Consider the following 17,232-nt stretch of genomic DNA (forward strand, 5'->3'; position numbering starts at 1 on the left):
TACAAAAGTATTGAGGGCTTTTCCATTTAAGAATTGGTATTTACTTACAATGCAGTGGCAGTATAAGTTATTTTTTGTGTGTAGGTTCCCTGTGGTTTTCCCAGCAGGACCTTAGAGGCATTTTCTGCCGAAATAGAGTATGCAATATTTAAAGACTGTTTGGTTCCTAAACTTGCATTACTCACCAGCACCTGATCAGTTGTAGATAAAGTGACCTCATTCAGGGTGCCCACCAAACTTCCGCCCGGTATTGCCTTTACCTGTAATACATTTACAGGAATTACGTTGGCACCACTTACAAAGTGGGCGCCTTCAGATTTTACTTTTACATCAAAGTTTTTAGAGGAAATAATGACTAAACTGTTGGGAACGGTCACATTTTTTGATGAATTATAGTCTTTAGTGCTCCCATAATTAAAATCTACAGCACCTTCTGAAGCAACAGAGCCAACGTCCATTGCAATAACGTCCGATAAAATAATATTTACTGATGTACTCACCTGCTCTGAATTTTGTGCCCTAACCTGGTTGGTTCCTAAGGCAATTGCTCCCAGAGACAGCGCAATGATAAAGATTTGCTTTTTCATGATTAATAAATTTAGTGAGGTGTAATACTATTGTCATTCAGAATCCAAAATTCAGAACTATTTATAAATTTAATAACATTATCTGACATTACCAAAGACTTTTTCATCATTGATTAAGTATTACCACCATACAGTTCACAGATAATCAATCTGATAGCATTAATTCTTATTACGATCTTTTACTGTTACCAGCAACGTAATACTTAAGGAAATTGTTGACCGCCCGGTAACTGATGTCATTACTCATGGCTGGGATACTACTTTTTAACGCCTAAAATTTATTCTTAATTCTTAATCGAATATTAAAAAATGAACTTTGCAATTCTTTTTTAATTTGACTTAAACGAACCCAATCATCTATAAAAGTGTTTGAAAATTCGTCAAGGTCACAAAAAGCCAAAAGGTGCCACTTTAATACAAGTAGCGCCTCTTTTTTATTTTACTTTGATAAGAAATTAGTTTATTATACCTACCTCACCGCTTAACTGCATAAAACAGAGAACTTAATTATGAATTAGTTTTATAGAAAGGATTTGGCATGGTTTGTATATTCAATTGTATAATGATTTTTATCCTTTCCCACATAAATAAACTTATATTTTGGCAATTGTACTTCATTTAATTTGATCTCCTTCTTATTATCAATAATAATTATAACATCTTTATTATTAAAAATTATACAAGCAGTCGTAAACCCTAACATTGATGCGGTTTCAGCCTTTTTATTAATAACTAAACTGTCTCCGTTTTTAACTGTTATTACATTCTTAAATTCGGATGTAAAAATTAAAAATGATTTATTTTTATCATATGCATTAAATTTTTCAATTAGTACTCTTGAGCGCACATTATCAACAACATCTATCTCTGCACCATATTTCTCGGAGGTTTTAACTGTGGAACAACCAATAAAAACGAATGGAAATAAAAATGTTATTAAATAACTTATTCTTATATCTATTGTTTTAGAAACGATAAGCCTGAAGATCATATAAATGTAAGCAATACTTATTTATTAGGTATATATGAACATTCTCTAAAAAAAGGATAGGTGCTTTTTAAAAATTCAGCAGTTTTACCTTGTTCGTCATAGTAATACTTTTCTCTTTTGTTTCTAATTAATATCCATGATTTTAAATTGTAGTCAGAATATATTGTATCTCTTTTTGCAGTTATAAATGCATAGATATACTCTTGCAGTGTGCTTTTCGGTAATTCTTTATAAGATTCTATCTCAGAGAGAAAAGCAGCCTTATTCATAAATAAATACATATGTTCATCATTTTGGCTCCAAAATATTTGGGGATTAATATTAGAAGAATAACTATCAACTCCCATAAATCTTACTATTTTTACGGGTTTTGAAAAATCTGAGTCAATATTTTTAATATGACATGATAATAAAAAAAACAATAGGCAAAATGAAACTAATTTTCTCATACTTATTTCTTTATTTAAAATTAAAAGTAAATACCACAGACTAATAAGACTTGCTATAAATAATAACCCGATAAAGCATGATTTTTATATTAACTTCAAGGTACTAACAACAGCTCTGAGAAATAGAATATTGAGGACTTTCTTAGAAGATAGTAATCTTTATATTTCGTGCGGCAGTAAGATTTATAAAGCAGCTCACGCACTTCTAAGAAAAGAAAAAATTCACCTGTACAATCTACCATTGATCAGGATGAATTTTATAATGCTTTAGTATTTTTTTTTTCTCAAAATCATCGAGTTTAAAATAAACACCCCTATCTCCATACCTCCAAAATTCTAATCTGTCGTCTGCAAATAATGTATCTTTTTTAATAATAAATGCAAACACGTAATAACTATCATCAGGAGTAATAATTTGATTTTTTGTTATAATCTTTTGTTTAATTTCTTCTACCTTAAGGTTTAGTTTTTCATTCCTAAGACAAACCCTATTTATATCACTTTTATTTGAAAAAAAATATTTTAAATCGGAAGCTATGACATATTTACTATTATGAACGATATTTTTAGAATATATTAATACCATTTTTTGATTTCTGCAAGATGTAGTAATTGCTAATAATATCAATAGTATGGAATATTTAACTTTGATCATGGTTTTGGTTCTGTTGGTGGTTTAATTTTTGTTGATGTAACACTTTCTACTTGGTAAATTATTATTCCATAATTAGTTCTTTTATCCTCATTCAGTTTCTGATTCATTTGATTCCCTAAATTTACAGTATTGTACTCTTCTTCTTCATCTGTAAATCCAATATTTCTTTTGTCCGGTGTCCAAATTGACTTTTCAGCCTTTCCTTCGTATTTATTTTGATTTCGCTCTCGATATTTATTTGGATTTGAAAGATGATTAAATCCATGTAGTATTTCATGCCCTAATCTTGAAGATGGACTATTATAACCTATATTTCCTTCTTCTAAAGTTGATTTGGTACCATCTTTCCTGAATCTGATACCTTCTAATGGGTTAAATTTCACAGATTTGGTATTGGGATCATATTCATTTTTTTTACCGTTCTCTGTTTGTTCTAAAATTGTAAAGGTATTTTTTTTATCATTGATCATAAAATCCATAACATTAACAGTTGTAGCATCTTTTCCTTCTCCAATAGTAATATTGAGAGCTTCCTGAGAATATAAATAATCTAGTGCCTTATACACATTTCGATCAAACTCATTTTCAATTTTACTATAATCTCTATCTTTTTGATAGGAGTAAATATTATTACCAAATCTAATATCCCTACCATCAGGATCGATAAACAAAATTGGATTATTGACAGCGTAGTTATATGGGCTATGCCTTCTATGTTTTTCCGACAAAGGATCAACAACTCCCCATCTGCCAAGATCTGCCATATAAAACCTTGCTCCATAATCGTACATCCCAGTTTCTTGTAGTTCCTTACCGTTGTATTTGTAATTTTTATAACCTCCCAATAATCCTTTATTCGTTCCAATATGGTTCATTCCAAATGCATAATAATTATTGGTATCGGTTATTTCAACAGTTCCTGTATTGCCTTTGGCAAAACTTACCCTGCTGTTTCCAAGGTGATCCTTATACTGATAAATATAGCGGTTTTCTGTAAAACTATAAAAACCTTCTGCCGTAGATACAAAATCAAGTATCCACTGAGGTTTAATCGGCTTTATGCCATTCACCTCATTTTCATTTTTAAAAGCTGCCTGCTCATAAGCGACACTTGTTCTGCACCAAAGACAAATGGTAGTCTCTGAAAAGCCATATTGAAAACCATCTAAATAATCCGTTATATTTGTTGTAATTGTTGTACTTCCTCTCCCTCCTCCGCTTGTGTAAGTCTTACGGATTTTTGTACCATCTGCTTTATAAAGATAATTCAATCCAAAATTATTAATTTCACCCACAGCATTGGTCTGAGTAATTGAAAAGTTATCCGGCAAATTAAGATAATTATAAACTATACCATGAATCCCTTTATCAAGCATAGTATTCATATTTCCGTTCAGATCATAGTCAATCATATTATTTCCACCTTCATATCCCGTGTCATTCATTGCTGATTCTATTACTTTATCTAAACGGTTTCCCGTATATTGATAGCTAAGATCATCCACCTGTACAAAAGTAGTCCCCTGTGATATAGGAGCGGCATTTCTTTTTAGTGTGTTGATATTACCGTTTAGATCATAGCTGAGATACTCATCAAAATAACCAGTATTTCCTGTAGATGGTTCTTTATAAAACGCATTGGTTAATCTGTTCAGACCGTCATATTCATAATTATAACGCTTTAAAAGATTTTCCGATCCGTTGTTCCAGTCAATTTCAGCAATATTACCATTGAACCTACCTGTGCTCTGAGAATTTGATGGATTTTGATATTTTATTTCATAACCAAACAGCTTTCCGTTCAGATTTGCAGGATCATTGATCTTTGTCAACCAACCTCTGATGTTATACTTATAATCCATCTGCTGAAGTGGAGCCCCGGCAGCAATTCCTCCCACTTTTTTTGATTCTAACTGGGAAATTTCGTTATAGGTGTTTTGAACCAGATATTCTACAGGGTTACTGTCAACCTGGTGCTTGTGTACCACAAGTCTGTTCTGATTATCATACTCAAAGTTTTCTGTGATAATTCTTTCAGTATCTGTTTCTAATCTCTTATGTCTGGTAATAGTTTGCTTGGGGAGTCCTGCAAAATCCAGTTTAGATTCTGTTCGGGTGTAACCTCCCAGGTGGTTGATAGAATGTTTTCCAATTACTCGTCCTTTAGTATCATAATACGTGTAATTCTTAGTCCAGTTATCATCTTCAATATTCTTTACAAAGCTCATAACGGGAAACCCTTTAGTGCTTCTTCCATCTGCAGTAAGAATTTCGGTAAGTACCGGTTCTCCCAAAACAGATAAAACAGATGGATTAAAGCTATATTGAGGATATGAATCATAATAATTTACTGATAATAAAGTAACCCATTTAGAAGCATGAGGATAGGTAATATCCGGATCGTAAAAAACATCCATTCCCTGCCTGTTAAAAACAACTGAACTATTCCTTAACATATTTCCAGAACCATCAGCTAATAGTTGCTCTGCATTCCGGTCTCCTCCGGTAGCTATTCCAGTAATAACAACTCTTCCAAACTTATCATACTGAGTATATAGCCATTGCCCTTTTTTATTTAGTTCGGCATCCTGAGTTCCTACAATTCTGTCTTGCTTGTCATATATCATAAATTCCTTGCCTTTGCCAGGAAGCTTTTTTTCTACCAGTCTTCCTCTCCCATCATATTTATACTGATAGCAAAGATTATTCAGCACTGTATCCGGAACTGATACTCCGGGAGTCAGATTTTTAATAAGATCTGCTGCTTTGGGAGATAAAACATATGCTAATTGATCATAATTATTATAAACATAGTAAGTGTCTGTGCTTTCAGTTGCACTCAGCATTTTTCTTACCAGCACAATCTGATCCTTACCATTTTTAAATTCTATAGTTTTATTTCCATCCTCATCCGTTACTGTTCTTTTATACAATTGATTAGCTGCATAAGGTGTAGAAACTGTAATGAGTGTTTCAAAAGTATTATAGTTGAAAACGGCATTATACTTCTTCACCTCACCATCTGCATTTGTATTATAGTCAAACTTCACAGGCTTTGAGCTCCATGCTGTTCCTACTTGTTTTTGTTCGAAAATCCTATCCAGAGGTGAATTTTCTAAGTTTTTGTGCGTAAAAGGAGTATTATCACCATAATAAGTTTGAGCTGCTCCCTCTGTTCCTGATTGAATTCCGCCATTTAATGTATTCATGGGCGCGGGAAGCCAGGTATCCACTTGCCTTCCGAATCCATCATAAGGAATTGTTGTTACCAGATCTTTTCCTGTAGGAGATGCTTTTATATTAACAACTTGTTTAGGCCTGCCCAATCCGTCAAAATACTGAACGGTTTCTGCAGTCTTGGTAGGCTGGTTATTGGAATCATAATCAAGATATGTTTTACTGTATGTATAGTTTTCTGTTGTGCTTAATTGGGCTTGTACAAAACCTGATATCATCAAAGCACCGATTGGAATTATGAGTTTCTTCAACGGTATTAGTTTTTATAGTTGTATTTCATTTCTTTTAACACTTTTCCATCCATATCAATGACTTTTTCAAGTCGGCCGGCTGCATCATAAATATAACGCTCTCTGATACCTGATGGAGGAGTGATGCTTCTTACCCCAACCAGTGGATCATAAGTGTAAGTAGTAATTTGATAATTGGTCAAATTGTTTCTGAAAGTATTCAACACAGATAGGAATGATGTTTCATCATTGTTTGCAACAGCTGCAGCATCAATATTAGAAGCATTAATAATATCTGGAATGTAATTCTCAATCTGAGCATATGTTGCTCCTTCTACTTTAGCAATAGGTTTACTTTGATTGTATCCCCAGATAATTACTGTGGAAAGTCCGTTCTTTGTAGTGTATTGTTGTAAATTACCTTTAGAATCATATAAATCATAAGTAACTTCTACGGATTGGGTACTTTGTAAATCTGTAGAGACTACAGAACTGGGAAATAAGTTCAAAAGACTGTCATACTTAGTTTCTAGTTTATTAATAAAGGTTCCATCCAAATTGACAGAAACCCTTAAAGGAATACCCGTCATTCCATTATTTACTAATCGGGTATTACTCAAATCTCCTGCATAATCATAGTTGGTCGTCATAATCTTACCATCACTTGTTGTGGTAACTTTATTCTTCAAATTACCAGAAGCGGTATATAACATTTCAGTTTTTTCAACTAATGATTTAGTACCGAAATAAGAAGTATTAATTGTGGTTTTTAATCTTCTTTTACCTGTAACTAATGGATTGAAAACAAATTGATATTTTGTTGTTGCTATGGGATTTATACTTGAATTCCCTGTATAGACTGTTCCATTTGTACCACATCCATTGATAGAATATGGATAGGAATTGCTATTAGGATCATATACACCTGTCGAAGTATTTATTATACTAAAGGAGGGAAATACTCCATAAGTATTAGGCAAATCATCATAAACCATTAATGCAGAAGAGAGCATATTTTGATTCTGATCATACTTCTCTATCAGAGTATTCTCTCCATTGGTAGGGATATCAATCTTTGGAGTTCCTTTAATAAAAGAGGTTTCAGAAGGTGTATTCTTAAAATAATATTTTGTAAAGCCTTTGAATGTTCCATCGGTAACACTGATATCTTTCTCTATAACTTCACTATAACCAAATGGCTTATTTCCACCAATTCCAAAATCACTGGAATTAACTGAAAGATCATTAAAAACAGATACATTTTCAATGAAACACCCTCCCGAAACATACATTGGTTGACTTTTATATGTGGCACCCTTTATAAGGTTCAAGGGTTCAAATTTATAAATCAATTTCCCTCCATTGTAACTGTATTCTTTATGAGATAGAAGGGCATTGTTCTCATAGTTTTTAATAGACCTTATTCTTACACCATTTCCATATGAAACAGACTTATCAATATTTGTATCATCATAATATCTAAAACGAGTTGATACAATAGCCCGATGCATTCCATCATTACTACGATATTGAAGTGGATTTTCAACGCGTACGTAATATTCTACTGTTGGATCATCATCGTATGGAACAGACACTTCTTCGTCCCAAATACGTGAATGGGTTTGCTCGAAAGTGGGTCCACCAACATCAATTGCCCATTGTTTAAAAATACTTTCAACCGGCTGTCCGTTGACCATCTTTCTTTTAATAAATTTTATTTTACAATCCCACATTGCATAAGGTTCATAATGTACTTCAGGATATTGCGGTCCCATATATCCATCATAAATAGTATTATAAAATTTTATATTCTCTGGTTTTGTAAGCTTAAAAGGAGCACTTACCATAAATTGGGAATTGCCAGGTTCTGTTCCTCTGTGTGATAAACTAACATCTTTATTCGCTAACGATGCCTGATAAGGTGTAGGAATAAACTGATTGGAAAATGTATTAGATTCGTACTCGAATTCAGTACGTCCTCCGGTAGGGTAGGATATTTTCTTAAGTATATAAGTTGTCACATAATTAGGAACTGTGTATCTCATAACACCATAGTATGGATAATTAACATTCAATCCATAATTTTTATAAGGAGCCTTATTTAAGTAATCAAAAAAGCTCAAATCAGGTAGAAGCTCACCTGTACTATTTGTGCCATTATTATATCCATAAAAATCTGAACTTGAAACTTTAGAAGGCATCACATTTGTCATGTCATATTCAAATGTATATGGTGGGGTACTTTGAATGGGAACACCACTCTCACTATAAGTAATTACCTGAACACTATTTAACTTTAATCTTTTATTTTTATATCCTTCCTCTGCACCACTTGTAGAAGGATTAAAATATGACGTTCCCAACACATAACTTTTGATCTTTTTATTAGAATATTTTGATTTGATATCAATAGATTCTAATCTCTTTATTGCTGTAGAAGATTGTGGACGAATATCTTCTCTGTTATTTAGATTAAATTCTATCTTGGTATCATTAGTCTCAATTCCTATTAACGTCTTTTTTTCACTGTTAACAATATTATTGTTTGTTATTACACTTGAATTTGTAAAGTTTGTGATATGTGCAACACGCACGGGGGATACTTGACTTATACTTTCATCTTGATACGTGAATACAACAGTTTTACCACTAACCAATTCAATTTTTGATATCTTAAATGTATACCCAACATCAACTGAAAGGCCCGCACCTCCAGATCTTGATTTTTCTATGGCATAAAAATAAAATTTATCACCTTTATTGGTCGTGGCAATCCAACCCTGAGAATCTTTAGAAAATTTTAAATCATCATTGCTTTCCATGAAAAGGATTTCATTGCTGTTTTCCGGATTAAAAAAGAATTTACCTGAATATCCATAAAAATTGTAGGTAAAAATATCAGGTTGACCCTTTCCTTGATTTAAGTCATTAATAATATACTCAGAATCATCAACTGAAGGGTTTACACTAATCATACCTCCGGTATTATAACCTTGGTTTCCAAACTGGAATCGATAAATTTGGCTTTGTGCATAAAGGGTTGGAAAATGGCTTTTGAATATATTATATCCTGAATTATTAGCAAAACCATCTCCTCCATTGAGCCAATAATCTTCTTTCCCTCGGATTTCCTGTGTAATAGTTCCTTCCGGCATAAAATTCCACCCTAAACCTACCCAAGTAGCTTCGTCTGCCACCTTAATTCCTGAAGTATGATAACTTAAAGCTAACGGAATTTCTATATTATCAACCTTTACATTATATATAGGTACTGAAACTTCTGCCGTTCCTGTATAATGCCCCACAGGTACATCTCCAAATCTTCCAAGTAAGGCAATCTCCGGGGAAGTTGGTACATTTTTTAAACTGGCGTCATATTGACTCTGATTACCTTGTCCAAATATATTGTTTAAAGAAGCTATTACTAGTATGGTTGTTGTTATTTTTCTCATTTGTTTATTTCTTAATCAGCTTGGCATTCGCCGTTTTATTGGTATCAGTTTTTATCGTTACCAGATAAGCTCCCTGAACCAAAGCCTGGGTATTAATCTTAGTCACTTTATTCTTCGTCTTAAGGTTTTGGAGCTGTCTTCCGCTCATATCATACAACAGAATATCAGCCTCCTTAAAATCAAATCCGATTTCTACATATGCATAATCAGATACTGGATTCGGATAGATCTTGATATCGTATTTTTCAATCAGCTGATCAACCTGCTTATCTCCCAGCTTCACAATCTTCCAGTTCTCTTTTCCAAGTTCTTCTGCACTGGTTCCGGCAAGAATAATGGAGCCGTCTCTATTTAATTTCAGATCAGAAAGCCTTTCTGCTTTTTGTCTGGTTTCTCCAGTTATATGTTTTCTCCACTGTTCATTCCCATTCTGATCCAGATACAGCATCCAGAACGTTTCATCATCTGTCTGTATTCTTCCTTCAGCCTGGGTATAGCCTCCCAGCAGAATGCCTTTAGACTTCTCGCTTCCATCTTCCATCTTCCCGCTTACCACACTCATTCCCATCAGGATGTCTCTGTTTTTAACATTGTAAGATTTCTGCCATTGCTCATCACCGTTATCATTTAAAGAAATCAACCAAAGGTCAGATCCTTCTTCAAGGGCTACAGTTTTATTTCCCGATCTTTCTGATCTGGATTCTCCACCAATGATAAAGCCAGTTGAAGTTATAGCAAGGGTTCTCAAATGATCATCTCCTTTTCCTCCAAAGTTTTTTTCCCATTCTACTCTTCCGTTCTTGTTTAACTTGACAATCCAGTAGTCACCCTCACCAAAGTTTTCAGTTTGTTTCGAGTTTCTCGATACAGGGTTCGAGAAGGTTTCGCTCGTTTTAGCTTCAGATCCCGAAACACGGACCCCGGAACTCCTTGAATAAATTCCCAATAACGCTCCTCCATCTCTCGTTGGAATCATTCTCTCTATTTCGTCTAAACCTTTTCCACCTAAGATTAATTGGGAAAGTTCTTTTCCGTCTTTATCAATTCTCGTGATCCAAACATCTTTGGATCCATAGCCCTTAGTAGCGTTTTGTACGTTTCCGGCAACAAAAAATCCTAGATCCGTAGTCTGAATGACAGCTCTTGCTTCTTCATCGGAAGAACTCCCTAAGGTTTTCTGCCATAATTCATCACCAAATTCATTGATTCTGACCAGCCAAATATCTGAGCCTCCTTTGGAGTCCTCCTTTTTGTCTAATCCCTTTCCGGAATAAGATGTTCCTGCCAAAAGAAATCCTCCATCTTGAGTGGTGACGGTTGCAGATAGATAATCATGGTTTTGTCCTGAGAAATATTTTTCCCACACTTCTTCTCCCTGCTGATTCAGTTTTACCAGGTGGAAATCATAACCAGTATTTTGCTTTTGGCTGACGGCTGCCGGTGGTTGGTTTTTGACCTGAATGCAACTTCCTGTAATAAGGTATTGCTGATTGATGGTTGTAGTAACCTGGCTCAAGAAATCCTGGGTAGAGGATTTGATATCTTTCTGCCATATCACGTCCTGGGCAGATATGCTTAGGACGGTGCATAGAGTAAATGCACTGAGAGAGAGTTTCTTCATTCTCTTATTGTCGCTTTTCGAGTTATTAATTAGTTTTTATAAAAACGCAGCTAATTTAACATTTTTTTGAAAAATAAATAATTAAATATATTTATTACAACTAGCAATACTATATAAACTGTAAATTCAAATTTATTTCACGAAAACAGACTGCAGAAACGACAAATCTTGTCGTATTTTATTACTTTACAATGAAGAAATTAAAAAGAAAGAAGTATTCTTTTAGATAAGTATCTAAACAAATTAATATAATTGAAATTTGAAGTATAATAAAGGTTTATAATATCATAAACTAAAGGCAGTTATTTGATAAAAAATGAGCTTTACAATTCTTGCTTAATTTGACTCAAACGAACCCAATCAGTGACAAAAGTGTTTGAAGATATGCTCGTCTTGGTCACCAAAAAGTCAAAAGACGCCACTTTAAAACAAGTGGCGCCTTTTTATTTGAGTTATATATTCCTTACTTTCGGAATTTTCCAGTTTTAATACATCTTATTTTCTGCATATTTATAAACGGTCTTTTCATCCCAGACAAATAATTGGATAGAGCTATACGGTGGTATTTTGTATGAATACCCTGCGCTTTTTATGTCGAATCCCTGTCCATAACTATCACTGGCATTTAATACGAGTATTCTCTGACCTCGGAAAACTTTTCCTAATGTAAATTGCTCACCATATACACATCTGATGACCAGCATTCTATTATCAGAATCATAATATTGAACTCCTGGCTGCTGCTCAATCATGCCATGAGACAATCTCATTCTTGAGTCTTCATTGATAATCTCATCATCAAGATAAGAAAGACTTCCGTCCGGAATAAATAAAGTATTAGGCTTTTCATCTTTTGATTTAAAGTTTTCAGTAGCCTTTACTGAGCCTGAAACAGTTACTTTATCAGCATCATTAGCATCTGTACCTATACCAATATTATAACTCTTTCTATGGAAATTAATACCTTCCCAACTCTTATATTTACTTGAATATTTATAATACTCACCTTCCAATACAGTTAAATAGAAACCATCCTGTTCATTATATATACCGGATTCTCCACCATTATACTCATCAGCAACCATTAATCCATTACCTGTATGACTAGTAAATTGCTGGTTTACAATAACACCGTTATTAGACATATAATTCCAACTATTGATATTACCTTGAGAAAAATCTGCGTCACTCCATAATTTATACCATGCCTTAGACCACTTATCATCAATACCTTTTCTGATTTTAAGCATTGGTACTCCTTCTCCATTTATACCGGTTTGATTGGCAAAAACCAATTGGTATGAAGAATCCCCAGTGGATGCAGATGTGCCATCCCATGGAGCGTAAGTCATTACACCCGCATAATTTCCGGAGCCTCCAACAGATCCAGCATTAATAAAATCAAATCTAACTCTACGGGAATTGCCATTTGGGGCAACAACTGTATTCGGGTCTCTTGAACCATCTCTGGATGTAATAAAATAATTGGAAGCTAAAACTCCATTTGAATTGGTCAGATTTATCCATTGACCATCTTCTCCTTCAGGTTGAATAGACAGAGTCTGACTCGTAAAATTAGACGATACCCAGGATTGAGTAGCCAGGAATACATAACCATCTGTTCTATGATAGATGTAAGGTGCACCTGCTGATAAACCACTTGAGAATCCTAATGTTTGAGCATTTTCCGCAGAATTAACTTTAGCATCTGGATTAAAATTATTATTAGTCCAAAGTGCTTCTCCATCTGACAATAAAGGAATATTTCCTTTTTTCGTCATGGTTGTTGTATTGATCGCCTGCCAATATTCTAAGTGATTGCTGAATAAAGGAAAATCTATTCTATGATACCATGTATTATTTCCTGCAATATGTAAAGAGTTACCATAAGTAGTGGGGAATCCGGTACCTGTCGCCCAATCTGTAACACTTAAAGGATAATCAGTTTTTACTGCGGCTGCATCTTGATGTAAGCCTCTTTTCGCTAAGTATTCTGCAGGATTTAAATTGTTAGTCGTCCAAGGAATACCCCCTTGAATTTTAACAACACCATTATCTGAACTTAATAATAAGTCACCCCCATTTATAGCTCTCATTGCAAAACTATCTCCTGCTCCACCTCCTGAGGCCGAATCTCCATCAGCTCCAATATAAGCTATATCTTTAGATCCATCATACTTTTGCCAGGTCAGATAATTCCCTGTTTGTGCAGTACTTTTCCATCTACCTAACATAGCTGGAGTCTCTATATTGAAAGCTCCTGTCATAGTACCGCCATCTTTTCTGAGATAGTTTCCTAAGTCTGAAGATGATACAAAGTCTGAGGCTAATCTTTGCCCACCACCTGCTGTTAAGATATAGTTATCATTATACCCGATTTTATTAAAACCTTTTGATAAAACCTGACCAGCATCAGTGAATTCTATCCTATTGCCCAAATCCCAATCTTCTGCATTATTGGTAACAGAAGGTGCCAATATTAAATTGTTATTGGTAGGTTTCTGAATTGACCAGGATTTATATGAACTATTTTTTAGTTTGAAAGGTATTCTGTTATAATAGGATTTCGCTGCGGAGATAATTTCATCTGTATTTCTTGTCTGATAATCTCCTGGTTTGAAGTTTACATTATCCCAGGCTCTTCTCCATAGCGTCCAATTACCATTATACCCACTTCTATAGACTAATTCTCCTGCGTCTGCATTCGTATCATTATATTTTACCTGCAACTGTGCTGTGGTATCCTGGGCACCCATATGCAACATAGGACTGTACAAATGCTGAACGCCTCCTGCATTACTGTTCGCTCTATAAACTCCGGAACTGGAATACCCTCCAAGACTATTGAAGTTATCATTAAGCTGAACCGCTTTTGGAATATAGCTGCTGTCTGCAAAATTTGTTAACCAACTTCTTGTAGCAACTACATCAGAAGGTAACACAATGATATTGGAAGGATATAAATCAAAGTTAGGTTCTATTGCATGAGACCATCCTACATTCCAGTCAAGATTATAGTTCCCATATTTAATTTCTACTTTAGCTACTTCAAATGAAAAGTATCCATTCCAGAATGTGTTTGATTCTCCTAATAAAATACTAACATATCCATCAGTTCCAATCCCTATTCTTGCGGTAGTAGTAGGGAAATTATCTGTGACTTCCCATAAGGCTTTTGAACCATTAGAAACCAAAGTTCCTGATACATATTTATAGAAAGCGACATTAACTTTTCCTAAGTACTGATTTTCATATCCATAAATATTAATATCAACACTAAACATAGCATGCTCTGTTGAGGCTTGTGGCATTTTAATCGCTAAAATACCTGTGTGCCCTCCATCACCATAATTCCCTTGATAAACTTTATTAAATATCCTTACATTATTCTGGTGTTTACTTATAGATCCTCCGCCATCAAATTCTAAATCTTTTGCCCCAAGATTTACATCCTGTGCTGCACCATTATAGGGAACATAATTATTTAGAGCAGATGCATTAACAAAAGTTGAAGGATCTAAGTTATGGGCATCCCAAACCACTCCATTTACTCCATTTTTAGAGTGTATTATATCATTGTTACTAGATTCAATAATCGTATTAATGGTAGGATTTCCTATATATAATGTAGACGGACCACTATAATTTAAAACCTGGTTATTACCTGTAGTAAATGAATTAGAATAAATACCTACTTTAGAATAAATCTGGCCTGATCGTCCCAGAAAATGGGTAGGCTGATCCGGATCTCCAAAATGGAAACCTATACCCTCATTCAAACTATTGGCACTTCCCTGATAATAAGAAAGTCCGTAAGTATCTGCGTTTGCAAATGACCAGATTCTATTTCTTTCATCTACTTTGTAAAACCTGTTTTGAAAACCTTCATCTGTTTGCACAAAACCTTTTGAGTGGATACCATATGCAGGAATAAACTGAGAGTCCGTATAAGCAGAAGAAGCCAATAAACCACCAGATAAAATAACTTGAGAATTATTACCGTTTAAACCCGCTATAGGTCTATCTGAATCTAATGCCCAATAGCCGCCTGTATCTTTCTTCTCCCAAAATGTATTACCAGCAACTAATTCTTCTTTAGTAAGTAAATGTTTAAGATTGATCTGAACCCTTTTTGTACCTCCCGGATCCGGATGATCCGACACTGAAGTAACTCTGTTTTTACCTTGGTCTAAACCTCCATATCCAACTGTTACCTTTACATCAAACCCCTGCCAGTAAGATAATTGAGTAAACCAAAAACAAAGTTTACCATTTAAGTTTAAGGCAGTAATCGAATTCCAGTAATGTAATGTAGAATAGCCGCTATGAGAAATAATAGTCCCGTTATCGATATAGCCCTGAATCTTACAATCTAAAGGCTGATCAGTGCCGTACATATTCCCTTTAATCTCTAAAAGAAACTGATCTCCATGGTCTACAGAATAATCTACATCAGTTTCAATGAATGTACCCTGCGGGAAGTTTCTTCCGGAATGATACCAGGAGTCTTCTTTTCTTCGGGAATCATAATCCCCACCACCTCCCGTAAGGAATCTTCCGTTATCTGACCCGTCTTTATAATACCCGGCAGATCTCACGTTATCAAAAGCATTGCCATTGATATTCATAAAATGGTAACCGTTTGACCTATACTGCAATGTACCGGCATAAAGGCCTGGCTGATGGAAAGAAATTGCAGGATAAATTGTATCAGATGTACCATTACCTCTTACTTCTAAAGCAACTGCATTATAAGCATTCCCGGTAGCTCCTGAGAATGTTTTTCTTGCCGATATATCCTGAAAGGTATTAGTTGTTACTAAATTTAAATCAGAAACTATTTCCGCATGGGTTCTTGTGCTAATTTTTTTCGTTACAGAATTCCAAACCATTACAGAACCTGCATCGTTTGGAACACTTTTCACAATTATTTCACCTTCTACGGCGATATGATTGTTAAAATATTCAGGAGCAATCATTAGTCTAGTCTTGCAGTTAAAGTAATTCTATATTCATTCGGGGTAAGAGGTGCTAAAACATCTATTTGTACATCATTTTCTGATATAACCACACAGCTTACATTTATTTTTCTATTATCAGCATTACGATAACAGATATAATCAACATTCACGGTATTCCAGCCATGGGTGATGGGGAAAGAAACGGACGCTCCATCTCCGATATGCCATGTTTGGGATTTAATTTTTGCATCCAAAACAGCTTTCGTAGATTTTGGAGTCATTGCTTTAGTAATATTGATTCCCTCAATAGCTTCAATATCTGTAGCGATCTGGATCACTCCTTTTACCGTATCTGTAGCGTCTACAATATCAGGAATACCTTTTTCTATAATCTGATAATTTTTAGGGATATTGTAAGCATCATCGGTATTGGCAATAAGATGGTCCCCCACAGATACAGGTTCATTGCCCACCCATCCATTTGCTGTAATCACCCATACCATTCCTGTTTTAATTACCGCTGCTGTAGCAGGTGATGGCATCGTCATTGAACCTTCAACAGTAGAAGGAGTATAACCTCCCGGCTGATAGATCAGTGCTCCTGTAAGGCTTTGTCCTATGAAATTTTCAACATAAGTTTTAATCTTATAGGATGACCATGTAAAGGTACCTGACTGAATAGCGTCATTCACAACAATAGAAACAATATCTGCATTGGTAAGATTTCGGCCTGCTACTTTAATAACATGCCCTGAACTATTGGTCAGGAGCTGACTTAGCAATAGAAGTCCACTTGTCTGATTGGTCTGAAATGGATTATTAGTCAGCGGATATTCCGGATGTACATAATTTTCGGCCAAATTAATCCATTCGGTTCCATTCCATTGATGCAATTGTCCATTATAATCAATTACCCAACCTGCAGGAACACCATCCGTACTGGGAAATGAAGTAAATTGTTGAAAACGGGTACGTTGTAATTCCCCGAAAAAATTATCCTGATTTGCGTTATTACTGATTACTGCGTTATTGTTCATAGTTTTTATTTT

The 17,232-nt window shown here is 34.6% G+C and carries 9 protein-coding genes; all 9 read right to left on the reverse strand.

Features of this window, described 5'->3' with window-relative positions; all coding sequences use genetic code 11:
* Positions 1-44: 44 nt before the first annotated feature.
* The 9 genes from ODR02_RS10050 to ODR02_RS10090 all read right to left on the reverse strand — a co-directional run bounded on the left by ODR02_RS10050 (position 45) and on the right by ODR02_RS10090 (position 17,220).
* On the reverse strand, positions 45-587 hold the full coding sequence (locus ODR02_RS10050; protein ID WP_309512346.1) for a peptidoglycan-binding protein LysM: 543 nt from the start codon (positions 585-587) through the stop codon (positions 45-47).
* A gap of 520 nt (positions 588-1,107) precedes the next feature.
* Positions 1,108-1,578, reverse strand: coding sequence for a hypothetical protein (locus tag ODR02_RS10055; RefSeq protein WP_309512347.1), 471 nt, complete (start codon positions 1,576-1,578; stop codon positions 1,108-1,110).
* Between the two features lie 17 nt (positions 1,579-1,595).
* Entirely contained in the window at positions 1,596-2,027 is a 432-nt protein-coding gene (locus ODR02_RS10060) for a hypothetical protein (RefSeq protein WP_309512348.1), read from the reverse strand.
* A 235-nt stretch (positions 2,028-2,262) separates the two neighbouring features.
* Positions 2,263-2,682 (reverse strand): hypothetical protein, encoded by a 420-nt coding sequence (locus ODR02_RS10065; protein ID WP_209783876.1) that lies wholly within the window; start codon positions 2,680-2,682, stop codon positions 2,263-2,265.
* Positions 2,679-6,170 (reverse strand): DUF6443 domain-containing protein, encoded by a 3,492-nt coding sequence (locus tag ODR02_RS10070; protein WP_309512349.1) that lies wholly within the window; start codon positions 6,168-6,170, stop codon positions 2,679-2,681. The genes ODR02_RS10065 and ODR02_RS10070 overlap by 4 nt, the downstream gene beginning before the upstream one ends.
* Before the next feature lie 5 nt (positions 6,171-6,175).
* Complete coding sequence (locus ODR02_RS10075) at positions 6,176-9,601, reverse strand: RHS repeat domain-containing protein (RefSeq protein ID WP_209783874.1); 3,426 nt, start codon at positions 9,599-9,601, stop codon at positions 6,176-6,178.
* 4 nt (positions 9,602-9,605) lie between these two features.
* On the reverse strand, positions 9,606-11,222 hold the full coding sequence (locus ODR02_RS10080) for a T9SS type A sorting domain-containing protein (protein ID WP_209783873.1): 1,617 nt from the start codon (positions 11,220-11,222) through the stop codon (positions 9,606-9,608).
* Positions 11,223-11,707: 485 nt separating this feature from the next.
* A complete protein-coding gene (locus ODR02_RS10085) occupies positions 11,708-16,201 on the reverse strand; it encodes a hypothetical protein (protein ID WP_309512350.1) in 4,494 nt (1,497 codons plus the stop codon).
* Entirely contained in the window at positions 16,201-17,220 is a 1,020-nt protein-coding gene (locus tag ODR02_RS10090; protein ID WP_209783871.1) for a hypothetical protein, read from the reverse strand. Before ODR02_RS10090 ends, ODR02_RS10085 begins: the two co-directional genes overlap by 1 nt.
* Between the last annotated feature and the right edge of the window lie 12 nt (positions 17,221-17,232).

The organism is Chryseobacterium sp. CFS2 (assembly GCF_036543225.1).
GTDB classification, from domain to species: domain Bacteria; phylum Bacteroidota; class Bacteroidia; order Flavobacteriales; family Weeksellaceae; genus Chryseobacterium; species Chryseobacterium culicis_A.